This is a genomic window from Actinokineospora auranticolor, from assembly GCF_002934265.1.
Taxonomy (GTDB): Bacteria; Actinomycetota; Actinomycetes; order Mycobacteriales; family Pseudonocardiaceae; genus Actinokineospora; species Actinokineospora auranticolor.
Map to the genome: position 1 here is coordinate 317,172 of NZ_PTIX01000009.1, position 22,798 is coordinate 339,969.

Genomic DNA, 22,798 nt, shown 5'->3' on the forward strand with positions numbered 1-22,798 from the left:
GGACTGGGAGCATGGTGTGGTGTCCGAAGCCGACTCCCGACCCCGCGCGCCTCGTTGGGGTGTCCTGCTGTCCGCCGCCGCCTGCGGGCTCGGCGGGCTGCTGGTCGTGGTCGGGATGTTCCTGCCGTGGTTGCGTTCCGGAACCGTGCTGCGGGACAGCTTCCAAGTGGCCGGGGTGATCAATACCCTGGGCTTCCTGGAGGGCGACGTGCTGCACCTGCTGCTCTACGCGTGGTTCGGGGTCATCCCGGTGCTCACGCTGGGTGTGGTCGCGTACGCGTTCGGCTTCCGGCGGACCGCCGCAACGTTCACCGGGGTTCTGGCGATAGTCACCGGAACCGTTTCGGGGTCCGCGACCGTCGAAAGCGGTGGCGTTGACAGCTCATTGGGCATAGCGGCGACCGGACCGACGACCACGCTCATCGGCTCGGCGCTCGCCGTGCTCGGCGCGGTCGGCATCGTAGTGAGCGGGCGCAGCAGCGCTGGCAGGATCGCAGGAGGGGAACAGTGACTTATCCACCCGGGGGTGGCGGCCAGTGGCAGCCCAACGACCCGAACCAGCAGCCCGGGGGCTTACCCCAGGGCCAGCCGGGCTACCCGCAGGCGGGCGGGACCCCCGCGCAGGGATTCCCCCAGCCCGGCCAGGGCGGTTTCCCGCAGACCGGCCAGACGCCCGCGCAGGGCTACCCGCAGGCGTTCCCGCAGCAGCCCTACGGCGGCCAGGGCTACGGCCCCGGCCCGGAGCAGCCGGGTTCGTCGAAGAAGCGCAAGGGCCTGATCATCGGCACGGTCGTGGCGGTGCTCGCGGTGGCCGCGGGCGCGGGCGTGACCGTGTGGGCGCTCAACCGCGGTAGCGGCCCGGCGGGCGCGGAGAGCCCGACGGCGGCGGCGACCAGCCTGGTCAACGCCATCGGCCAGGGCGACGTCGCGGGCCTGCTGACCGGGCTGGCCCCGGCCGAGCGGGACCTGATGACCACGTTCAACGCGCAGAACACCAAGGAACTGCAGCGGCTCGAGGTCTACAAGCCCGGCGCCGACCCGAACAAGATCGCGGGCCTGGAGATCACCACCGCGGACCTCAAGTTCGACGAGGGCGCGGCCGAGAAGATCAACGACCACCTGACGATCACCAAGCTGGTCGGCGGCACGGTCACGATCAACTCCGACGCGAGCAAGATGCCCTTCACCGAGGAGTTCATCGACAACGCGTTCCCCGAGGGCTACTCCAGCAAGTCGGAGAAGAAGTCCATCAAGATCGAGGACGAGGTCAAGAAGAACGACGGCAAGGCCATCCGCATCGCGACCGTCAAGGTCGACGACGAGTGGTACCCGAGCCTGTTCTACACCGTCGCCGACTACGCGCTGGCGGACGCGGGCCTGGAGTGGCCCAAGACGTCGATCGCGGCCAAGGGCGCCGACAACCCCGGTGACGCCGTGCGCGGCCTGCTGGAGGCGGGGCTCGACCAGGACGTGAAGCGGGCGATCGAGCTGCTCCCGCCGGACGAGATGGGCGTGCTGCACGACGTGGGCCCGGCCCTCGTGGACGCGGCGGGCAAGGGCGGGTCGCTGGGGATCACCATCGGCAAGCTCGAGACCGAGACCGCGGACGTCGACGGCGGCACCAAGGTCCTGCTCAAGGAGGCCGAGCTGACCAAGGACGGCGAGACCGTCCGGGTCAGCAAGGACGGCGAGTGCTACGCCGTCGAGGCCAACGGCGAGAAGCAGAAGGCCTGCGCCGACGACGTCGCCGAGAAGGCCTTCGGCCGCTCCGCCACGCGGGACATGGACCCGGGCGCCAAGCAGGCCCTGACCAACCTGATCAAGGGCATGATGGCCAACAGCGGCGTGGTCACCACCGAGGTCGACGGCAAGTGGTACGTCAGCCCGATCCGGACGGTGACGGAGCTCGAGGTCACGGCGCTGCAGAGCCTGCAGCCGGAGGACATCAAGGCGCTGCTCCGACTGTCGAAGTAAGTTCTCCTGGTCGAACGGCCCGCCCCCTCCCGGGGGCGGGCCGTTCATCGTTTTCCCAGCTCAGGCGCGGTATTCTCCGGGCGTGCTCGATACCGAGGCGTTGGAGCGGTCGTCCGTGGTCGCCAACCGCGACATGAACCGCGAGCGGGGGCTGGCCGCGTACCGGCGGGAGCTGGGGATCGAGCTGCCGCCCGCCGGGTCGTGGCTGGACCTGTGCTGCGGGACGGGCCGGGCGCTGCTGGAGTGCGCGAGCGACGCCCGGGTGACCGGGGTCGACCTGGTCGCCCCACCACCGCACCCCCGGGTCGAGTTCCACACGGCGTCGGTGCTGGCTTGGGAGCCGGAGGAGCCGTACGACCTGATCACCTGCGTCCACGGGTTGCACTACGTGGGCGACAAGCTGGCGGCCCTGACCCGGATCGCCGCCTGGCTGACCCCGAACGGCCTGTTCACGGCCAACCTCGACGCGGCGTCGATCGAGGCGCCCCGACCGGTACGGCCGCTGCTGAGGCAGGCGGGCTTCACCTACGACTCGCGCCGCAAGCGCATCAGCCTGGAGGGCGGGCGACAGGTCACGTTCCCGCTGACGTACCTGGGCGCGGACGACAAGGCGGGGCCCAACTACACGGGCCAACCCGCCGTCACGTCCCACTACACCTGACGACCGCATCCGAGGCTGGTCCCGCGACTGGGCTTGAGGTGCAGGCACCTGTCGCGAGCTGCCCGGCACGCCGGACGACGAAGCCGCCTACGGTACGCACGAGCTTGCCGAAGAACGGTCCCCGCGCGCGGGGACGACCATGTTGGAACCTCGACCAGGAAGCGCCAACCGGACCAGCCCCGCGTGCGCGGGGACTACACCACCATCAACACGAAGTTCGACAACCAGAACGGACCAGCCCCGCGTGCGCGGGGACTACACTTCCTGACCTGCGGCTTCACAGGCTACCGCGCCTATTATCTTGCACTTCGAGCTCCGCACCACCAGCCTCACCTACCTCGGGTGCCACCACGATCACGCCGGAGCCAGGAACTCCAGCCGGTTGCCGTGCGGGTCGTCGGTATGGAAGCGGGGACGGCCCGGGATCTCGTCCGGGTTCGCCCACCGCACCTCGTGTCCCGCCGCCGCCAGGGTCGGGGCCAGGGCGTCCACATCCGCGACGAAGGCCGGGTGCGCCTTGCGCGCCGGGCGGAAGTCCGCCTCGACCCCCACGTGCAACTCCCCGCCCCCGGGCACCGCGAACCAGCACCCGCCCCGGACCGCCAGCCGTGGCGGTTTCGGCAGCTCAGCCCACCCCAGCACCCCCGTGTAGAACCCCCGAGCCGCGTCCTCCCCACCCTCCGGGCAGGCGATCTGAACGTGATGGATCACATCCACTCCCTTCGGCGAGCCCCCTTGAAGGGCTATACAGGACAAGCGTACTGTTAAAACGGTGAGGCCGTCGCTGCGCTCCCGGTGGGGGTGCGCGAGACTCACCGTCGGAGTACCCGAACTGACTTTGCGCCGCCACTGGAGTTGGACGTGACCACACCGAGTAAGGACAGCTTCGGCGCCCGCGCCACGTTGACGGTCGGGGACGCCTCGTACGAGGTGTACCGGCTGGACGCGGTCGAGGGGGCCGGGCGCCTGCCGTACAGCCTCAAGATCCTGCTGGAGAACCTGCTCCGCACCGAGGACGGCGCCAACATCACCGCCGACCACGTGCGCGCGCTCGCCGCGTGGGACCCGGCGGCGGAGCCGTCGACGGAGATCCAGTTCACCCCCGGCCGCGTGGTGATGCAGGACTTCACCGGCGTGCCCTGCGTGGTCGACCTGGCCACCATGCGCGAGGCTGTCACCCAACTGGGGGGTGACCCCGACAAGGTGAACCCGCTGGCCCCGGCCGAGCTGGTGATCGACCACTCGGTCATCGCCGACGTCTTCGGCCGCCCGGACGCCTTCGAGCAGAACGTCGACCTGGAGTACGAGCGCAACAAGGAGCGCTACCAGTTCCTGCGCTGGGGCCAGACCGCGTTCGACGAGTTCAAGGTCGTCCCGCCCGGCACGGGCATCGTGCACCAGGTCAACATCGAGCACCTGGCCCGCGTCGTGATGACCCGCGACGGCGTCGCCTACCCGGACACCGTGGTCGGCACCGACTCGCACACCACCATGGTCAACGGCCTGGGCGTGCTGGGCTGGGGCGTCGGCGGCATCGAGGCCGAGGCCGCCATGCTGGGCCAGCCGGTGTCCATGCTGATCCCGCGCGTGGTCGGCTTCAAGCTGCACGGCGAGCTGCCCGCGGGCGCCACCGCCACCGACCTGGTGCTGACCATCACCGAGATGCTGCGCAAGCAGGGCGTCGTCGGCAAGTTCGTGGAGTTCTACGGCTCCGGCGTCACCGCCGTGCCGCTGGCGAACCGGGCCACCATCGGCAACATGAGCCCCGAGTTCGGCTCCACCGCCGCGATCTTCCCGGTGGACGCGGAGACCATCGAGTACCTGCGCTTCACCGGCCGCTCGGCCGAGCAGGTGGCGCTGGTCGAGGCGTACGCCAAGGAGCAGGGCCTCTGGCACGACCCGGCCGCCGAGCCCGCCTACTCCGAGACCCTCGAGCTGGACCTGGCGACCGTGGTGCCGTCCATCGCCGGGCCGAAGCGCCCGCAGGACCGCATCGAGCTGACCGACGCGAAGAGCGCCTTCCGCGCCGCGCTGGGCAGCTACACCACGGACGCGCCGAAGTCCGCTGTGGACGAATCGGTCGAGGAGTCCTTCCCGGCCAGCGACGCCCCCGCGGTCAGCAGCGGCAACGGTGACGGCGAGCCGTACGACTACCACTCCGCCGCGCGCGGCGCCGAGGGCCGGGCGAGCAAGCCCACCAAGGTGACCGTGGACGGCGCGGAGTTCGAGCTCGACCACGGCGCGGTGGCCATCGCGGCGATCACCTCGTGCACCAACACGTCCAACCCGTCGGTGATGATCGGGGCGGCGCTGCTGGCGAAGAAGGCCGTGGAGCGCGGCCTGGCGCGCAAGCCGTGGGTGAAGACCACGCTGGCGCCGGGGTCGAAGGTCGTCATGGACTACTACGACCGCGCGGGCCTGACCCCGTACCTGGACAAGCTGGGCTTCAACCTGGTCGGCTACGGCTGCACCACGTGCATCGGCAACTCCGGCCCGCTGCTGGAGGAGATCTCGGCGGGCGTGCAGTCCTCGGACCTCGCGGTCGTGTCGGTGCTGTCGGGCAACCGGAACTTCGAGGGCCGGATCAACCCGGACATCAAGATGAACTACCTGGCGTCGCCGCCGCTGGTCGTGGCGTACGCGCTGGCCGGGTCGATGGACATCGACATCACCACCGAGCCGCTGGGCACGGGCACCGACGGTGAGCCGGTGTTCCTCACCGACATCTGGCCGTCGCCGCAGGAGGTGGCGGAGGTGATCGCGTCGGCGCTGTCGGCGGAGAGCTTCGCCAGCAGCTACGCGGACGTGTTCGCCGGTGACGAGCGCTGGCAGTCGCTGCCGACGCCGACCGGCAACGTCTTCGAGTGGGACGCGGAGTCGACCTACGTGCGCAAGCCCCCGTACTTCGACGGGATGGAGATGAAGCCGGCGCCGGTCACCGACATCTCCGGCGCGCGGGTGCTGGCCCTGCTCGGCGACTCGGTCACCACCGACCACATCTCCCCGGCGGGCGCGATCAAGCAGGACTCCCCGGCGGGCGAGTACCTGACCTCGCACGGCGTCGAGCGGCGCGACTTCAACTCGTACGGGTCGCGGCGCGGCAACCACGAGGTGATGATCCGCGGCACCTTCGCCAACATCCGCCTGCGCAACCTGCTGCTGGCCGACGAGAACGGCGGCCAGGGCGTCCAGGGCGGCTACACCCGCGACTTCACCAAGGGCGGCGAGCAGGCGTTCATCTACGACGCCGCGCAGAACTACGCCGCCGCGGGCACGCCGCTGGTCGTGCTGGCGGGCAAGGAGTACGGCTCGGGCTCGTCGCGCGACTGGGCGGCGAAGGGCACGTCGCTGCTGGGCGTGCGGGCGGTCATCACGGAGTCGTTCGAGCGCATCCACCGGTCCAACCTGATCGGCATGGGCGTCCTGCCGCTGCAGTTCCCGGCGGGCGAGACCGCCGAGTCCCTGGGCCTGGACGGCACGGAGACCTTCGACTTCGTCGGCGTCACCGCCCTGAACGACGGCTCGACGCCGCGGACGGTCCAGGTGACCGCGACGAAGCCGGACGGCGCGAAGGTCGAGTTCGACGCGGTCGTGCGGATCGACACGCCGGGCGAGGCGGACTACTACCGCAACGGCGGCATCATGCAGTACGTGCTGCGGAAGATGGTCAACAGCTGACCAGCGCTTCCGACACGGGGCCGTCCGCGAGGACGGTCCCGTTGTCGTATGGAGGTGTGGGTTCCGGTGAGGTCACCGCGCCATGCGGCGCCCTGGAAGCGGTGCAGGCACCCAATGTGGGACAGCGCCACTAGTGGGGCTGTCCCACATTGGGTGCCAAGGGGCGGCCCACACCTGCCGAGGAGCCCGCTCCTCGCGGCGCGCGCGGATCTCGACGTCCGGGGTCAGGCCGGGTCGAAGATGCCTCGGTCGGGGGCGCAGACCTGGCCTGGGACCGGGGTTTTGAGGGTGATGAGGTAGTCGGCGGCGGCGCGGTCGGCGCAGCTGTTGTCGCCGAGGACGCAGTGGCCGAAGTTGTCGGTGGAGAGCAGGGTGGCGTTGCCCAGTTCCTTCGCCATGTTCTGGGCGAAGGTGTAGCGGGTGGCCGGGTCGTAGAAGTTGCCGACGACCAGGACCGGGGTCTTGGTGGGGCGGTTCCAGGGGCCCGCGAAGCGGTCGGGGTGGGGTACCGGCCATTCGGCGCAGGTGGCGGTGTCGCCCCAGGCGCCGTAGCGGCCGAAGGTGGGCATGGTCTTGTCCCAGCGGTCGGCGAGGGCGGGGACCTTGTTCAGCGGGGTGGTGAAGGGCTTGTCCAGGCAGTTGACGGCCGCGTAGGAGTCGTCGCCCGTGTAGGGCGTGTCCGGGTGGGTGTCGCGCAGCGGACTGCGGGTCAGCGCGGAGCGAGGGGCGGCGCGGGCGGCGGACTGTCCGTTGTGGATGATCGTGTGGAGCTCCTGGAGCAGTTCGGCCAGGTGCTTGAGCGCGTCCCGCTGGTAGAGGGCGCGGCCGATGGCGGTGACGAACAACTCGTGGGTGACCACGGTGCCGTCCGAGAGGGTGACCGGGCCGTGCGCCTTGACGTACTCGCGGTCGGCGTCGTACTTGGCGCGGGCACCGCCGCTGTAGGCGCAGGCCGGGCCGACGCGGTCGCATTCCTTGAGGAAGGCGTCCAACGCGACCTCGAAGCCCTCGGTGCGTTGGCGGTCGTACTCGACGCCGTTGGTGGTGCGCAGGGCCGGGTCCACGCTGCCGTCGAGGACGATGGCCCGGGTTCGGTCCGGGAACAGGGCGCTGTAGGTGGCGCCGAGGAGGGTTCCGTAGGAGAAGCCCACGTAGGTGAGGCGCTGGTCGCCGACGGCGGCGCGCAGGAGGTCGAGGTCTCGGGCGACGGCCTTGGTGGACATCTCCGGGAGCAGGGGGCGGGCGAAGCGGTCGCAGAACCGGGCGTACTCGCGGTCGCCCTCGATGGTGGCGGCGATGTCCCCCGCGGTGCGCGGAATCTCGTGGATCTTGCCCCGGACCGCCGCCGCGTCCTCGGCGGTGGCGAAGCAGCGCAACGGGGTGCTGCGGCCGATCCCGCGCGGGTCGAAGCCGACGACGTCGAAGCGGTCGAGGACCTCGGGGCGCAGGAAGCGGTCGGCGGCGGTGGGCATGCCGAAGCCGGGACCGCCCGGTCCGCCCGGGTTGACGAACAGCGAGCCGATGCGGCTGCCCGCGGCGCCGGAGGCGACGCGGCGCATCAGGGCGATGTTGATCGTGCCGCGGCGCGGGTTGTCGTAGTCGAGCGGGACGGCGTAGTCGGCGCAGCCGTACCGGGAGTGGTCGGCCGGTGGGACGCCCGGCAGCGCGTCGGCCGGGCAGTCCTTCCACACCACCGGCGCGGCGGTGGCGGCGGTGGCGGCGGGCGGTGACGCGGCCGAGGCAGCCGAGGCGGCGACGGGCGCGGTCACCGCCGCGGTGGCCAGCGCGGTCGCCACGACGGCGGCGCGGGCCATGGATCGTGCGGTCACGTGATTTCCCCCTGGGTGGTCGTGATTTCTCCGACCCCATGAGACTCACACGCGAAACACCGGGGAAAAATCCGCGAAGCGGCCTAAACCGTGCTGACGTCCGGACGGTGACGAAAGTAATGGGCCGATCGGGTCGGTAAAGCGCGCCGACTCGATCGGCCCATCCTAAAACGGACCGCGTTCCCCCATCAATCCGTCATTCGGCCCTGGCCAGCGACAACGCGAAGCGGCCCGCGACGTCGGTCCACCAGTGCTCCAACGTCAGACCGGCCGCGGCCAGCTCGCCCGCCACCCGTTCCCGGCGGAATTTCGCCGACACCTCGGTCCGCATTTCCTCGCCCTCGGCGAAATCGATGCTGAGGCCCAGGTCCGCGATCGTCGCGGTGACGGGGCGGCGGGCGCGCAGGCGCATCTCGATCCATTCGTTGTCCGCGTCCCACACCGCGACGTGCGCGAAGTCGTCGAGGGCGAAATCGGCGGACAGTTCGCGGTTGAGCACGCGCAGCACGTTGCGGTTGAACTCCGCTGTCACACCCTGCGCGTCGTCGTAGGCCTGGACCAGGGTTTCCTCGTCCTTCACCAGGTCGGTGCCGAGCAGCAGCCACTCACCCGGCCGCAGCACGCCCCGGATGGTGGACAGGAACTCCGCGCGCTCGCCCGGCAGGAAGTTGCCGATCGTGCCGCCCAGGAACGCCACCAGGCGCGGTGACTCGCCCGGCAGCAGCGCGAGGTGCTCGGTGAAGTCGCCGACGACCCCGCTGACCTGCACCCCCGGGTACTCCTCCGCCAACGCGGCGGACGCGTCCCGCAGCGCGGACTCGGAGACGTCGAGGGCGACGATGTGCTCGAGGGTCTCGTTGCGGCGCAGGGCGTCCAGCAGCAGCCGGGTCTTCTCCGACGAGCCGGAACCCAGCTCGACCAGGGTGCACGCACCCGTCAGGCCCGCTATCTCGTCGGCGCGGGCGGCCAGGATCTCCCGTTCCGCGCGGGTCGGGTAGTACTCGGGCAGCCGGGTGATCTCCTCGAACAGCTCGCTGCCGCGCGCGTCGTAGAACCACTTGGGGGGCAACGTCTTCGGGTTCGACGACAGGCCTTCGCGCGCGTCCTTGGCCAGCGCGCGGGCCGCGTGGTCGTCGGGCAGGTGGACTGCCACGTGGTCGAGCCGGGAGTCGGTCATGGGGCGTCCTTCGCGGCGGTGTCGAGTGGGTGCACTCGTACGGAGACAGCGGGATCGGTGGTGGCGACGACCAGGGACCGGTCCGGTACCGCCGTCCACTGTGGTGCGTCGTCGAACGGTTCGGAGGCGAGCACGACCGAGTCCGCGTCGGCGCGGACGGACAGCGAGTGCCACCAGGTGGTGGCGACCAGGGTCGTGCCGTCGGTGAGCAGGAGGTTGAGCCGGGAGTCGGGCGCGGCGGCGGTGACCGACCGCGCGACACCGGCCAGGGCGTCCACAAGGGACTCACCCGCGCGCAGCCGGTGGCGCGCCAGCGCCCACAGCAGCGCGCTGTCGGTCGGCGCGTCCAGCGTCAGCAGGTCCACCGTGGGCAGCGCGGCGGCGAGCCCGGCCACGCTGCCGGGCCAGCCGCGCACCACCCCGTTGTGGCTGAACAGCCAGCGCCCTTCGGCGAACGGCGCGCACGCGGTCTCCACGACCGGCATGCCGACGGTGGCCGACCGCGCCGCCGCCAGCACCGCGCCGCTGGACACCGCGGTCGCGAGCTGGGCGAACGACGCGTCCGTCCACATCGGAACGGCCCGCCGGTACCGGACCGGCGGCGCGCCCGCGCCCGGGTACCAGCCGACACCGAAGCCGTCGGCGTTGACCGTGCCGCCGCCGCGCATGTCCAGCGGTGCCCAGCTCTGCCGCAGCAGACCCAGCGGCGGCGCCAGCAGCAGCCCGGCCAGGGGCACGGCGGGGCCGAGGTAACCCAGATGGCGGCACATCCCTCAGCGCGCCTCGGCCGGGGACGCGTCGCGGGCGCAGCGGAAGCCCGAGAAGATCTGCCTGCGGATCGGGTGGTCCCAGTTGCGGAAGGTGCCGCGCACGGCCGAGGCGTCGGTGCCGAAGGAGCCGCCGCGCAGCATCTTGTAGTCGCCGCCGAAGAACACCTCCGAGTACTCCCGGTACGGGAACGCCGCGAACCCCGGGTACGGCCGGAAGTCCGAGTCGACCCACTCCCAGACGTCGCCGACGAGCTGGCGGGCGCCCAGCGCCGACTCGCCCAGCGGGTACGACCCGACGGGCGCGGGCCGCAGGTGCCGCTGGCCCAGGTTGGCGTGCTCGGGACCGGGGTCCTCGTCGCCCCACGGGTACCGGCGGGACCGCCCGGTGGCCGGGTCGAAGCGGGCCGCCTTCTCCCACTCCGGCTCGGTCGGCAGCCGCTTGCCCGCCCACTTCGCGTACGCGGCGGCCTCGTGGAAGCAGACGTGCACGACCGGCTCGTCCACCGGAACCGGCTCCACGACGCCGAAGCGGGTGCGTACCCAGCCGTCGCCGTCGCGCTCCCAGAACCGGGGCGCGAAGAGCTCGGCCCGCTGCCGGTGCGCCCACCCGACCTCGCTCCACCAGCGCGGCTGGTCGTAGCCGCCCGCGGCGATGAAGTCGAGGTACTCGCCGTTGCTCACCGGCACGGTGTCGAGGTAGAACGCGTCGACGTGCACCCGGTGCGCGGGCCGCTCGTTGTCCAGCGCCCACGGTTCGGTCGAGGTGCCCATGGTGAACGGTCCGGCCGGGACGAACACCTCGCGCTTCACCGGCCGCGTCGCCGGTGCCGGGTCCGGCGCGCGCAGCACGGGCGCGCCCACGCGCAACTGGTGCGTGGCCAGCATGGTCTCGTCGTGCTGCTGCTCGTGCTGCACGATCATGCCGAACGCGAAGCCCTGCTCGACGAGCCGCCTGCCCTCCAGCGGGGAGGTCTCCAGCACGTCGAACACCTTGTCGCGCACCTCGCGCACGTACCGGCGGGCCTCGACCGGGGACAGCAGCGGTAAGGACGGCCGGTTGGCGCGGGCGTGCTGGAAGGCGTCGTAGAGCTGGTCGATGTCCTCGCGCACCGGCTCACGACCGCCGACGTCGCGGACCAGCCACAACTCCTCCTGGTTGCCGATGTGCGCGAGGTCCCAGACCAGCGGCGACATCAGCTTCGAGTGCTGGCGGACCAGGTCATCGTCGTCCACCGCCGCGGTGAGCGCGTCGCTGCGGGCGCGGGAGCGGCGCAGCTGCTCGGCCACCTTCTCGCGGACTTGCTCCGGCCCCAGAAGCCGGTCTTCGGTGCTGGTCACGACTGCCTCCCGTTCGTCGCGTTCCCGTCGGCGGCGCCCACCCGCGGTTCGACGGCACGCGCCCGCCCGGTCGCGTCGCGCAGCCGGGCCAGGCGTTCGGTGATGTCGGCGGCGGTGCCCGGGGGTAAGCCGAGACCGCTGATCGCCGGGATGCCCAGGTCGAGGACTCGGCGCGCGACGCGCGCGAGGTCCGGGTCGGTGCGGCCGAGCCGGGCGGCGTCGAGCCACCGGTCCGCGGCGGGCGCGCAGGCGTCGACCACGGCGTCGACGGTGCGGCGGTCGGCCATCAGCGCGACGAGCAGCGCGGCGGGCACGACCCACGCGTCGCCGTCCTGCGCGTCGAGGTAGCGGATCTCCAGGTAGCCCTGCGGGCGGACCGGCGGGAACATCGTGGAGATGTGGTAATCGAGGTCGTCGGTGGTCGGCGGGCCGGGCAGCGCGCCGCCGATCCAGTCGGCGAAGGTGACCCCGGTCGGCGCGTCCCAGCAGCCGCCGGGTCTTCGCAGGCAGAGCAGCGGCGCCTCGAGCACGTAGTGGGCCCACGCGGCGGCCGGGTCGTCGGTGACCGGGACCGGGCGGGACCGGGGCGGGTCCACGCCGAGGACCGTGCGCAGCCGGGCCGAGGCCCAGCCGGTCGGCGCCCCGGCGAGGTCCGGCGAGTTCGCGAACAGCGCCACCATGACCGGGCCCAGCCGGTGCGCCGCGGCCCAGCGGGCGGCCGCGTCACCCCGCTCGCCCACGTCGAGGCAGACCTGCAGGCCCGCGCTGGCGCACATCATCGTGACGCCGTGCGGGCCGATCGGTGCGAAGGCGCGTTCCATCGCGGCGTAGCGGGGGGTGTCGAGGACTCGGCGCGGGGCGCGGTGCGCGTCGAGGGCGCGGGGGCCGAGTACGAGACCGGCCTGGTCGAGCAGCCCGGCGAGGTGGTGGTGGTCGGCGGTGACCACGTCGACCAGCGGGCCGAGGGCGGGGCTGGGGAGGGACGAGATCTCGACCTGGCCGCCGGGCTCCAGGGTGAGCGGGGAACCGGAGGGCAGCGGCAGGTGGGGGCTGTCGGGGCGGAGGGTCACCGGGGTGTGCGGCCCCAGCGCGGCGGCGAGGTGGTCGGGGTCGAGTCGCCGCCGGGGGTCGTCGCGGTGGTGCACGACCCACTCCAACTCGACGCCCAGCAGACGCGGCGGCCCGTGCTTGAAGCACACCGAGGCCACGTACGCCTCGGCTTCCACTCTGGCCCGCAGCCTGCGCCCGTCGGTGGACATGTGCTCATCTCCCTTCCGCTGATCACCGGCGCCCGGTCCGGTTCGACCGGGTTTCCCCGTTGGTGGTGCCGAAAAACCGGGCCGACCCCCGAAAAACGGCTGGCTGACCCCGGAGAACGACGCTACACGCGGCCACCGACAGCCGCACGGATCCGAACGGGCCCCGCTCGACGCGCGGGAGGCGGTGTCCACTGGACGGACGTGACACCCAATACGTACGTACGGATTGCTTAAGCCGGGGCCTACTGCCACGATCGTCGGGTGCCACGGGTGAGCCAGGACCATCTCGACGCGCGACGGCGCCAGATCCTCGACGGCGCCCGGTCGTGCTTCGCGCGCTACGGCTACGAGGGCGCCACCGTGCGCAGGTTGGAAGAGGCTACCGGACTTTCCCGCGGTGCCATTTTCCACCACTTCCGCGACAAGGAGTCGCTGTTCCTGGCGTTGGCCGAGGACGACGTGCTGCGGATGGCCGAGGTGGTGGCCGCGCAAGGTCTCGTTCAGGTGATGCGGGAACTGCTGTCGTCGCCCGCGGGCACCGGCGACACGCTGAGCCCGGCGGACTGGCTGGGGACCCGGTTGGAGGTGTCGCGCAGGCTGCGCACCGACCCGGAGTTCCGGGCGCGCTGGGCGGAGCGGTCCGAGCAGCTCACGGTGGCCACGCGGGAGCGCCTGCTGCGGCAGCGGGAAGCGGGCAAGCTGCGCGACGACGTGGACGTGCACGTGCTGACCGCGTTCCTCGAACTGGTGCTGGAGGGCCTGGTGTCGCACCTGGCCATGGGCCTGCCCGCGGACGACATGGACCCCGTGCTGGACCTGGTCGAGGAGACCGTTCGACGGCACCGCCGCTCGGGGTGATGCGCGCGTACGCGGTGGCCGCGAGCCTCGCGCGCGTCGCCGACGAGATGGTCGGGGTCGCGGTGGTGCTGCTGGTGCTGGCCCGCACGGGGAGCCCGGCGGCGGCCGGTGCGGTGGTCACCGCGTACACGCTGCCTTCCATTGTGTCCGGTCCGGTGTTGGGCGCTTGGTTGGACCGGACCGCCTATAGGCGTTCGGTGCTGGCGGGCGGCGGGGTGCTGCTGGCGGCTACCTGCGTGGGTCTTGCCGCGACGGTCGGTACGGGACCGTTGGTGGTGCCGGTGCTGCTGGCGGCGGTCACCGGCTTGGCGTTGCCGCTGACCAGCGGCGGTTACTCCAGTTTGGTGCCGCGGTTGGTGGCCGCCGAGCGGTTGGGGTGGGCGAACGCCCTGGACGCGGCGGCGTTCAACGTCGGCTCGATCACCGGGCCAGCACTGGCCGGTACGGTCGCCGCGGTGGTGAGCCCCGCCGCGGCTGTGTTGTTGATCGGGGTGCTCGCGTTGGCGGGGGCTGTGTGCACGGGCTTCTTACCTCGGGTGGACACCGAGTCTCGGGAGCGGGAACCGCTGTTGCGGACAGTCCGGGCGGGACTGGTCCACCTGGTACGCACCCCTCCCCTGCGTGGCGCCACCTTGACCACGGTTCTGGGGTACGGCTCGGTCGGGATCCTGGCCACCGCGATGCCGCTGCGTGCCGAGGAGCTCGGTCACGGCCGTCCGGCCGCCGGTTACCTGTGGACGGCGTTGGAGGTCGGTTGCCTGGTGGCGGTCGCGCTGCTCGGTAGGCTCGCCGCGATCCCCCGGCCGGAACGGACGGTGTTCGCGAGTACCGCTGTCTTCGGGCTGGTCATGTTCACCTGGCCGGTTGTGGACGGTTTCGCGTGGACACTGGTCGTAGTGGCCGTGGCCGGTCTCGCGGAGGGGTTGGCGCTGCCCGCGATCATGTCGACCCGCCAGCGGTACACACCGCCGGACCTGCTGGCCCAGGTCTCGACCACGGGCGCCAGCCTCAAGATCGCCGGGTACTCGCTGGGGGCGCTGGCGGGTGGCTGGCTGGTCCCGGCGGCCGGTCCAGGGGCGGCGATGGCGGTCACGGCGGGCACGCAACTGCTGGCCGCGGGGCTGGGGACAACTTTGAGCGCGGCCCGCCGGAAGCTGGTGGACTGAACGCATGGAACTGACAACGGCCCACGATCGGGCAAGAGATGTGTTCGACCGGGCCGTGGGCGCGGTCCGGGATTGGGACGGGCCGACGGCGTGCGGTGCGTGGAACGCGCGTGAGCTGGTGAACCACCTGGTGTCCGAGCAGTTGTGGGTGCCGCACCTGGTCGGGGGCGAGACCATCGAGCAGGTCGGCGACCGGTACGACGGCGACCTGGTCGGCGACGACCCGGTGGGGGCGTGGGCACGGGCGTCGGAGGTGTCGCGGGTGGCGTGGGCCGGCGTGCCCGACGACCGGGACGTCCACCTGAGCTACGCGACCGTCCCCGCGCGCGACTACCGCTGGCAGATGATCCTCGACCTGGCCGTACACGGCTGGGACCTGACCGCCGCGACAGACCACGACCCGGCGATCGGGGACGCGTTAGCCGAGGCGCTGCTGGCCGAGTTCACCCCGGAGATCGCCCGGTGGGAGGGCACGGGCATCTTCGCCGCCCCGGTCCCGGTCCCCGACCACGCGGACGCGACCACCCGCCTGCTCGCCCTCACCGGCCGCGACCCGGCCTGGCAACCGTGACCATCGGCCACGGCGAACCACCTGGTACGGCGGCCTCGGACCGCCTCGGCGGGGGGTTCTGGGTGCTTGGGCGCTGCTGAGGAGGCCGCCGGACTGGAGTGATCGCGTCGCCAAGGCCCAGTCGGGTGATGATGTCGGCGGACTCGGCCGCAGTGATCATGCCGCCAGGAACGGCCGGGACTGACGTGCCGCCGAGACCCCGGCGCGGCCGTGCCGCCTGCCTCGGTAGGCACCGCCATGCCACCGAGACCGAGGCGGTCGCGCCACCGGGCTCGGTCGAGGTGGCCACGCCACGGCACCGGCGGGCTGCCGTGGCGCCCCCACACTCGATCGGGTGGCCATGTCGCGAGGACTCGGCCGAGGTAGCCGGACCGCCGCGCGTGTCCGGCGGCCGTGTCACCTGGGCTTGGCCGGGGTGTCGTGGCACCGGAATCGGTTGAGGTGGCCGTGGCCCCACGGTCGGCAGGAGCGTGGCAGAAGTGCGCGTGCCCACCGCGCTCGGCCCGGATCGGCCGCGCCGCCGCATTCGATTGGCGACCGCGTCACCTGGGCATGGCCAAGAAGGACGTGCCACCGCGCTCCGGCTGAAGCGGTCGGGGCAGCCGTGTCGCCGGGCTCGATCAGCGCGGCCGTGCCACCGGACTTAGCCGGAGCCTCATCTCGGCCGGGCAGTCGCGCCACCGGACTTGGCCGGAGCCTCATCTCGGCGGGACCGGCCGTGCCGCCGCACTTCGCTGGGGTCGGTCGGTCTCCGAGGTCGGTCAGGGCGGTCGCGCCACCGCACTCGGCCGGAGCCTCATCTCGGCCGGAGCCGTCCTGCCACCGCCCCCGGCCGGGGCAGGCTCGTCCCCCGAGTCGGGCGACTGTGCCACCAGGACTCGGTTGGGCAGCCCCGTACCGCTCGACCGGCCGGGACCAGCGCGGCGGCCCCGATCTGCTGCCGCCCGCGCCCAGCGGTGCCGACGCCGCCGGGCCGAGGCGACCGGGTCGCCGGCGGGGTGTGGCGGGTTCGGTGCGATCAGGCATGCCGGGTGTGGGAGCGGTCGGACCGCGGGGTCCGCGCGGTGCTCGGCGGGGCAGTGGGGGTGACGTGGGCGGACACCCGGCGCTGATCACCTCCCGGGCGGGGCCGGCGCCCCTTAGACTGGGCCGGTTCGCAGGACGTCGGGGATCCGGGCGGGAGCCCTCGGCGTCGGGTCACGTCTGTCGAGGAGTACCGGCCCCGTGCGCAAGGCGCAGAAGAAGAGCCCCGGTCGCAGTAGCGGGCCGGGAGACAGTCCCGGCGACCATAGCGACCCGGAACCCGGGCGGTGGCCCCGGTGACCGGTCCCCTGATCAGCGTCCTCGGCCTGCTGGCCGTGTGCGCCCTGACGCTCGGCACCGCGCTGTTCGTGGCCGCCGAGTTCGCCCTGACCACGCTGGAGCGCAGCCAGGTCGACCACCACGCCGCGCAGGTCGGCGACCGGCGCGCGCTGGCCATCCAGAAGGCGCACCGGACGTTGTCGTTCCAGCTGTCCGGGGCGCAGTTGGGCATCACCATCACGACGCTGGTCACCGGGTACATCGCCGAGCCCGCGCTGGCGAACCTGATCGAGCCGGTGCTGGGCTGGACGGGCGTCCCGCACGCGGCGGCCTCGGTGATCGCGCTGGTGCTGGCGCTGCTGGTGGCCACGTCGCTGTCCATGGTGTTCGGCGAGCTGGTGCCGAAGAACCTGGCGATCGCCAGCCCGCTGCCCACGGCTCGCGCGGTGGCGGGTCCGCAGGCGGTGTTCTCGTCGGTGTTCCGGTGGCTGATCAACGGCCTCAACGGCTCGGCGAACTGGGCCGTGCGCAGGCTGGGCGTGGAGCCGCAGGAGGAACTGCGGTCGGCGCGGTCGCCGCAGGAGTTGGGCGGCCTGGTCCGGTCCAGCGCGGCGTCCGGCACCCTCGACACCGGTACCGCGACCCTGCTGAGCCGGTCCCTGCGCTTCGGCGACCGCACCGCCGAGGAGCTGATGACCCCGCGCGTGCAGGTCCAGGCCCTGCGCGCGGACGCGACCGTGGCCGACCTGATCGACCTGGCCCGCGGCACCGGCTTCTCCCGCTTCCCCGTGCACGGCGGCGACCTCGACGACGTGCGCGGCGTGGTGCACGTCAAGCAGGTGTTCGGCGTGCCCGCCGCCCAGCGCGCGACCACGCGCGTGGCGTCGCTGGCCCGCCCGGTGCCCTCCGTCCCGGAGACCCTCGACGGCGACGTGCTGCTGGAACGGCTGCGCGGCTCCGGCCTGCAGGTCGCGCTGGTGGTCGACGAGTACGGCGGCACGGCCGGACTGGTCACCCTCGAGGACCTGATCGAGGAGATCGTCGGCGACGTCCGCGACGAACACGACCGCGGCGAGGTCAGCCCGGTCCGCTCACTGGGCCGCGACAGCTGGATGGTGTCCGGCCTCCTGCGCGACGACGAACTCGCCGACGCCACCGGCTTCCGCATGCCGACCGGCGAGTACGAGACCGTGGCGGGCCTGGTCCTCACCCGACTGGGCCGCATCCCGGAAGTCAACGACGAGATCCGAGTAGCGGGCTGGCGGGTCACCGTCATGCGCATGGACCGCCACCGAGTAGCCGAACTACGCGTGGCGAAGCTGCCCGTGCGATCGGAGGCGGGCGCGTGAGCGACCTGCCACACCTGGGACTCCAGACGTCGACCAGCGGACACGACACCGCGACAGAGCAGCCGCCAAGCCGCGTCCCCGGGGTCGACGGCGAAGGCCGCGGGGCGGGCCGTCGGGTCACGGTGACGCGTGTCGGGCACCGGAGTGCCGGGCCGCGTGTGGCGGAGCCGCGATCGGGGGCGGGCGCGTGAGCGACGTGCTGGCGTTGGCCGCGACCGTGCTGTTGCTGCTCGGCAACGCGTTCTTCGTGGGGGCCGAGTTCGCGATCATCACGGCTCGGCGGGACCGGTTGGAGGCGTTGGCGCGGGAGGGGAAGACGCGGGCCGGGGTGGCGGTCGAGGCGAGTCGGAACCTGCCGCTGTTGATCGCGGGCGCGCAGCTGGGGATCACGATCTGCTCCCTCGGTCTCGGCGCGTTGGCCGAGCCGGTGTTGGCGCACCTGCTGGAGCGGCCGTTCGCGGCCATGGGGCTGCCCGAGGCCGTGGTCCACGGGGTGGCGTTCGCGCTGGCCCTGGGCATCGTGGTCACGCTGCACACGGTGCTCGGCGAGATGGTGCCGAAGAACCTCGCCATCGCGGGGCCGGAGCGCGCGGCGATGCTGCTCGTACCCGTGCACCTGGCGTTCTGCCGCCTGGTGCGGCCGGTCCTCGGCCTGTTCACGGCCGTGTCGACCGCCGTGCTGAAGCTGTTCGGCGTCAGCCCGCGCGACGAGCTGGAGAGTGCCTACACCCCCGACGAGCTGGCCACGCTCATCGCGGAGTCGCGGCGCGAGGGTCTGCTGGACGACTCCGAGCACCGCAGGCTGACCAACACCCTGTCCTCCGCCGAGCGGACGGTGGCCGAGGTGCTGGTACCGCTGGAACGGCTCAAGTCGGTACCGCACCCGCCCACCGTCGGCGCCGTCGCCGCGGCGGTCGCCGAGACCGGTTTCTCGCGGTTCCCGGTGCGCATGCCGGACGGCTCCCTCAACGGGTACGTGCACGTCAAGGACGTCCTCGACCAGGTCGACTCCGACCCCGCGACCCGCGTGCCGTGGTCCCGGGTGCGGGGTCTGCCGGAGCTGCCCGCCGACTCCCGCCTCGACGAGGCGCTGACCGCGCTGCGCCGGGCCCAGAGCCACCTGGCCAAGGCCGTGTCCGCCGACCGCGAGGTGCTCGGGGTCGTGGCGCTGGAGGACCTGGTGGAGGAGTACGTCGGCACCGTCCGGGACGGGACGCACATCGGCGACGGGTGAGCGTGGGGGACAATGGCCCGCGATGGCTCCCCTCACCGACTCCCAGGTCACCGTGCTGCCCGAGGCCGAGTGGCAGGCCCGCCGCGACGCGCACGCGCGGCGGGTCCGGCAGTGGACGGGGCCGCACCAGGAGCGGCGGCTGCGGCGCGAGAAGCACCCGGTCCTGGACTTCCTCTTCACCTACTACTCGCACCGGCCCGCCCACCTGGAGCGCTGGCACCCCGGCCACGGGGTCGTGCTGGCCGGTGCAAGTGCGCGTGAGTACCTGCGGTGGAAGGAGTACACCGCCGTCCCCGAGGGCGTGACGCCGCTGCCGTTGTCGCCGCAGCGGCGGTTCACCGCCGGGTTCGTGCGCGACCTGCTGGCCGCGACCGCGTCCCGGCCGCCGCGGCTGGGCTGCTTCGGGCTGCACGAGTGGGCCATGGTGTACCGCGCGGGCGAGGTCCGGCACGAGGCGTGGCCGCTGCGGCTGGGGTCGGCGGGCACGGACGCGGTGGTCGAGGCGTCGACGATCAAGTGCAGCCACTTCGACGCGTACCGGTTCTTCACCGAGCCCGCGCGGCCGCTCAACACCCTCGCGCCGAGCCGGGAGGGGCAGGTCGCGATGGAGCAGCCGGGGTGCCTGCACGCGACCATGGACCTGTTCAAGTGGGCCTACAAGCTCGCCCCGCACACCCCGTCGGAGCTGGTGGCCGACTGCTTCGAGCTGGCCGTGGACGTGCGCGCGCTGGACATGCGGGCCAGCCCGTACGACCTGTCCGCGCTGGGCTACGAGCCGGTGCGGATCGAGACCGAGCGGGGCCGCGCGGACTACGTGCGGGCGCAGGTCGCGTTCACCGAGCGGGCCGCGCCGCTGCGGACCAGTCTCGTTGCCCTGTGCGAGGCCCTGCTGGCGGATCACCCGGACGATCCCAGCTGAGTCCGCCGTCCAGGTGAATTTCTCCCGGCGTACGGTGACTTGACGCGTCCCGTTCCCCGAATAGAGTGCTGGACGCCCCGATGCGCGCCGTGAACCGGCACCGCGCCGCGCGAAAGGACGTGATGGGTTGTCATGCCTCGACACCACGGGGGACGTCGAAGGCGGTGGCCGTTGGTCGTCGTGGGACTGGTGTCGCTGCTGGTCCTCGGCTGGGCCGGGTGGGGCTGGCTGAGCGGCGGTCCCACCACCGGGCCCGCGCGCACCGAGGAGTGCGCCCGCACGGCGGTCCTGCGGGTCGCGGTCGGCCCGAGCGCGGACCTGCCGGTCCGGGAGGCCGCCAAGCGCTGGAACGCGCGGGGGCCGGTGGTCGACGGGACCTGCTACGAGGTCGTCGTGGCCACCGTCGACTCGGCGCGGGCCCTGGCCGGGCTGACCGGGCAGTGGGACGCGGGGCTCGGCGAGCGGCCGGACGCGTGGCTGCCGGAGTCGTCGCTGTGGACCGACCGGTTGAGCCGCTTCGACGAGAAGCTGCTGGCCAACGCGCCCGAGTCGGTCGCGCACAGCCCGGTCGTGCTGGCCACGCACGAGGCCGCGGCGGGGCTGCTGCGGGAGCGGGCCGGGTTCCGCTGGAACGACCTGACCGGCTTCACCGCGGACACCTCGGGGTGGGCGCGGTTCGGCCGGGCGGAGTGGGGCCGGATCACCGTCGCGCTGCCGGACCCGAAGAACAACGCGGCGAGCGCGCTGGCAGTGCAGGCCGCGCTGCTCGGCCCGGCGCAGGAGAGCCCGGTGACGCAGGCGGCCCTGGCCCGGCCACCGGTGGCGCAGGCGCTGGCGGCACTGGCGTCGTCGCAGCAGCGGGACGGGCTGGGCTCGACGTCCTCCGCGCTGGCCGTGCTGGCCGACGCCCCGGACCCGGGGGCGGCCCCGTACAGCGCGGTGGCGGCGCTGGAGGTGGACGTCTACCGGCGCAACTCGGCGTCCGACGGGAAACCGACGCCGCAGCGCCCGCTGTGGGAGGTCGTGGCGATCGGCCCCGGCCCGTCGGCGGACTTCCCGGTCGCGGCGCTCAACGCCCAGCGGGTCGAGGCCACCGACGCGTTCCGCCGGTTCCTCCAGGAACCGGACCAGCAGCGCGAGTTCGGCCGGGCGGGGCTGCGCACCGACACCGACAGCCGACCCGCCAACCAGGTCGGCCTGCTGTGGGACGACAAGGCCCAGGTCGGGTTCGTCGCGGCGGCCGCGGACACGGCGCAGCAGATCACGACGACCTGGGACAGCACCGTGACCGGCGGCGTCGCGGCGACGATCCTCGTGGACGTGTCCGAGAGCATGGGCACCGAGGGTGGCGGCGGTCGCAGCCGCCTCGACTGGGTGCGGGACGCGCTGAACAAGTACACGGACTACGCGACGGCCGGATCCCTCGGTGTCTGGCCGTTCTCGCACGAGCTGGCGCGCGGCAAGCCGTACCAGGTGGCGGTGCCGACCGGCCCGGTGGTCAACCGGCGCGACCGGGTGCACGAGGTGCTGAACGGCCTGGAACCCGCGGGGCGGACCGACTTCTACGAGTCGGTGGTGGCGGGGTACCGGGCGGCGGTGCAGGGATATGTCCCCGACCGGGCGAACCACCTGATCGTCATCACCGATGGGGGTGCGGACGGGTCGGTGGACCTGGCGCAGGCCAAGGCCGCGATCAAGCGGGCGGCGAACGAGCGCAAGCCGGTGACGGTCGACGTGATCGCGATCGGGCCGGACGTGGCGCGGGAGGAACTGCTCGACCTGACGGCGTCGACCGGGGGTCGGCTGGCGGTGCTGACGGACGCCCGGGGCGTGACCACGGCCTTGACCGAAGCGGTCACGCACCGTCGGTGAGCCCGCTTAGGATCGGCGCATGCGAACCGCCATCGCCCGTGCGCTGACCGTGCTGTTGCTGCTCGCCCCGGCCGCGTGTTCGGAGGCCACACCCGGGGTGGCCTCGCCGGAGGCGGCGAGTGGGCCGATCGAGGCGAAGGTGCCGGTGAAGTTCCGGCCGGTGGTGTCGCAGCGGGCGGGTACGGAGGCTTCCGGGCCGGGTGAGCTGGTGGGGTCGGACGGCAACGTGTACGCGCTCGGGGACCCGATCGGGGATTTCAGCCGGTTCAAGAACGTGAAGGCGGAGCTGACGTCGGGCGGGTCGTGGGGGGTGATCATCGATCTGGTGGCGGAGGACCAGGCGGCGTTCGGTCGGTGGACTACCGAGCACGTGGGTGAGTCGGTGGCGATCGTGGTGGGGGACAAGGTGATCTCGGCGCCGCAGATCGCGTCGCCGATCACTGAGGGGTCGGTGCAGATCACGGGGACGTACTCGGAGCAGGACGCCCGGAAGCTGGCGAACCAGATCACGGGGCGCAGCTGATCTCCGTCTGGGTTGTCCACAGGCTTGATCGTCTTCGGCTGGAACTGTCGGTCCTCCTCGCTAGAATGGATATTGGGGGCCGGAGGCATCGATTTGATCATCGCTCACTGTCTTCCTTCGTCGACACCACCCTCGCCGGGTTCGCGGCGGTGAGCGGGGCGGCCGGTCGGGATGACGCTGGTCGTCCCTCGGGTTGTCCACAGGCTCGCTGTTGATCTTCTGGTGGGGTGCCTCGAAGTCTCCGGACAGCGGCTAAACAACGGTCGGTATCGCTGACTTTCGAGCGTGGTATGCGTGGTGCACTTCTCGTGGCGTGCG

General features: G+C 72.4%; 18 protein-coding genes. 12 read left to right on the plus strand and 6 right to left on the minus strand.

Annotation, left to right across the window (positions count from 1 at the left end):
• Positions 1–19: 19 nt before the first annotated feature.
• From CLV40_RS18880 to CLV40_RS18890, 3 genes are all read left to right on the plus strand, one after another.
• Positions 20–511 carry a hypothetical protein gene (locus tag CLV40_RS18880; RefSeq protein WP_146108103.1) on the plus strand — a complete coding sequence of 164 codons (492 nt, stop codon included), beginning with the start codon at positions 20–22 and terminating at the stop codon, positions 509–511.
• Complete coding sequence (locus CLV40_RS18885) at positions 508–1,974, plus strand: proline-rich domain-containing protein (RefSeq protein ID WP_104480250.1); 1,467 nt, start codon at positions 508–510, stop codon at positions 1,972–1,974. The genes CLV40_RS18880 and CLV40_RS18885 overlap by 4 nt, the downstream gene beginning before the upstream one ends.
• A gap of 82 nt (positions 1,975–2,056) precedes the next feature.
• Positions 2,057–2,635: a class I SAM-dependent methyltransferase gene (locus CLV40_RS18890; protein ID WP_245931373.1), complete on the plus strand. Its 579-nt coding sequence runs from the start codon at positions 2,057–2,059 to the stop codon at positions 2,633–2,635.
• Positions 2,636–2,989: 354 nt separating this feature from the next.
• Here CLV40_RS18890 and CLV40_RS18895 read toward each other — a convergent pair whose 3' ends face one another.
• Positions 2,990–3,346: a VOC family protein gene (locus CLV40_RS18895; protein ID WP_104480251.1), complete on the minus strand. Its 357-nt coding sequence runs from the start codon at positions 3,344–3,346 to the stop codon at positions 2,990–2,992.
• A 150-nt stretch (positions 3,347–3,496) separates the two neighbouring features.
• On the opposite strand from CLV40_RS18895, the gene CLV40_RS18900 reads away from it, so the two are divergent.
• Positions 3,497–6,313 carry an aconitate hydratase gene (locus CLV40_RS18900; RefSeq protein ID WP_104480252.1) on the plus strand — a complete coding sequence of 939 codons (2,817 nt, stop codon included), beginning with the start codon at positions 3,497–3,499 and terminating at the stop codon, positions 6,311–6,313.
• Between the two features lie 224 nt (positions 6,314–6,537).
• Here CLV40_RS18900 and CLV40_RS18905 read toward each other — a convergent pair whose 3' ends face one another.
• The 5 genes from CLV40_RS18905 to egtA form a co-directional block, all read right to left on the minus strand.
• Positions 6,538–8,142, minus strand: a complete 1,605-nt coding sequence (locus CLV40_RS18905; protein WP_342752276.1) for an alpha/beta hydrolase — start codon at positions 8,140–8,142, stop codon at positions 6,538–6,540.
• A gap of 196 nt (positions 8,143–8,338) precedes the next feature.
• Positions 8,339–9,319, minus strand: a complete 981-nt coding sequence (gene egtD / locus CLV40_RS18910) for an L-histidine N(alpha)-methyltransferase (protein ID WP_104480254.1) — start codon at positions 9,317–9,319, stop codon at positions 8,339–8,341.
• A complete protein-coding gene (gene egtC, locus CLV40_RS18915) occupies positions 9,316–10,089 on the minus strand; it encodes an ergothioneine biosynthesis protein EgtC (protein WP_104480255.1) in 774 nt (257 codons plus the stop codon). Before egtC ends, egtD begins: the two co-directional genes overlap by 4 nt.
• Before the next feature lie 3 nt (positions 10,090–10,092).
• Positions 10,093–11,427, minus strand: coding sequence for an ergothioneine biosynthesis protein EgtB (egtB, locus tag CLV40_RS18920; RefSeq protein ID WP_104480256.1), 1,335 nt, complete (start codon positions 11,425–11,427; stop codon positions 10,093–10,095).
• Positions 11,424–12,686, minus strand: a complete 1,263-nt coding sequence (gene egtA, locus CLV40_RS18925) for an ergothioneine biosynthesis glutamate--cysteine ligase EgtA (RefSeq protein ID WP_104480257.1) — start codon at positions 12,684–12,686, stop codon at positions 11,424–11,426. Before egtA ends, egtB begins: the two co-directional genes overlap by 4 nt.
• Before the next feature lie 261 nt (positions 12,687–12,947).
• Between egtA and CLV40_RS18930 the strand changes: the two genes are divergently transcribed.
• From CLV40_RS18930 to CLV40_RS18965, 8 genes are all read left to right on the plus strand, one after another.
• A complete protein-coding gene (locus CLV40_RS18930; RefSeq protein ID WP_104480258.1) occupies positions 12,948–13,544 on the plus strand; it encodes a TetR/AcrR family transcriptional regulator in 597 nt (198 codons plus the stop codon).
• Positions 13,544–14,710 carry an MFS transporter gene (locus tag CLV40_RS18935; protein WP_104480259.1) on the plus strand — a complete coding sequence of 389 codons (1,167 nt, stop codon included), beginning with the start codon at positions 13,544–13,546 and terminating at the stop codon, positions 14,708–14,710. Before CLV40_RS18930 ends, CLV40_RS18935 begins: the two co-directional genes overlap by 1 nt.
• A gap of 4 nt (positions 14,711–14,714) precedes the next feature.
• Positions 14,715–15,281 (plus strand): TIGR03086 family metal-binding protein, encoded by a 567-nt coding sequence (locus tag CLV40_RS18940; protein ID WP_104480260.1) that lies wholly within the window; start codon positions 14,715–14,717, stop codon positions 15,279–15,281.
• Positions 15,282–16,600: 1,319 nt separating this feature from the next.
• A complete protein-coding gene (locus CLV40_RS18945) occupies positions 16,601–17,932 on the plus strand; it encodes a hemolysin family protein (protein ID WP_104480295.1) in 1,332 nt (443 codons plus the stop codon).
• Positions 17,933–18,119: 187 nt separating this feature from the next.
• Entirely contained in the window at positions 18,120–19,166 is a 1,047-nt protein-coding gene (locus CLV40_RS18950) for a hemolysin family protein (RefSeq protein WP_104480261.1), read from the plus strand.
• Between the two features lie 22 nt (positions 19,167–19,188).
• Positions 19,189–20,085, plus strand: coding sequence for a 3-methyladenine DNA glycosylase (locus CLV40_RS18955; protein WP_104480262.1), 897 nt, complete (start codon positions 19,189–19,191; stop codon positions 20,083–20,085).
• A gap of 180 nt (positions 20,086–20,265) precedes the next feature.
• Entirely contained in the window at positions 20,266–21,957 is a 1,692-nt protein-coding gene (locus CLV40_RS18960; RefSeq protein WP_245931382.1) for a vWA domain-containing protein, read from the plus strand.
• 19 nt (positions 21,958–21,976) lie between these two features.
• Positions 21,977–22,480, plus strand: coding sequence for a SecDF P1 head subdomain-containing protein (locus CLV40_RS18965; RefSeq protein ID WP_104480264.1), 504 nt, complete (start codon positions 21,977–21,979; stop codon positions 22,478–22,480).
• Positions 22,481–22,798 lie beyond the last annotated feature (318 nt).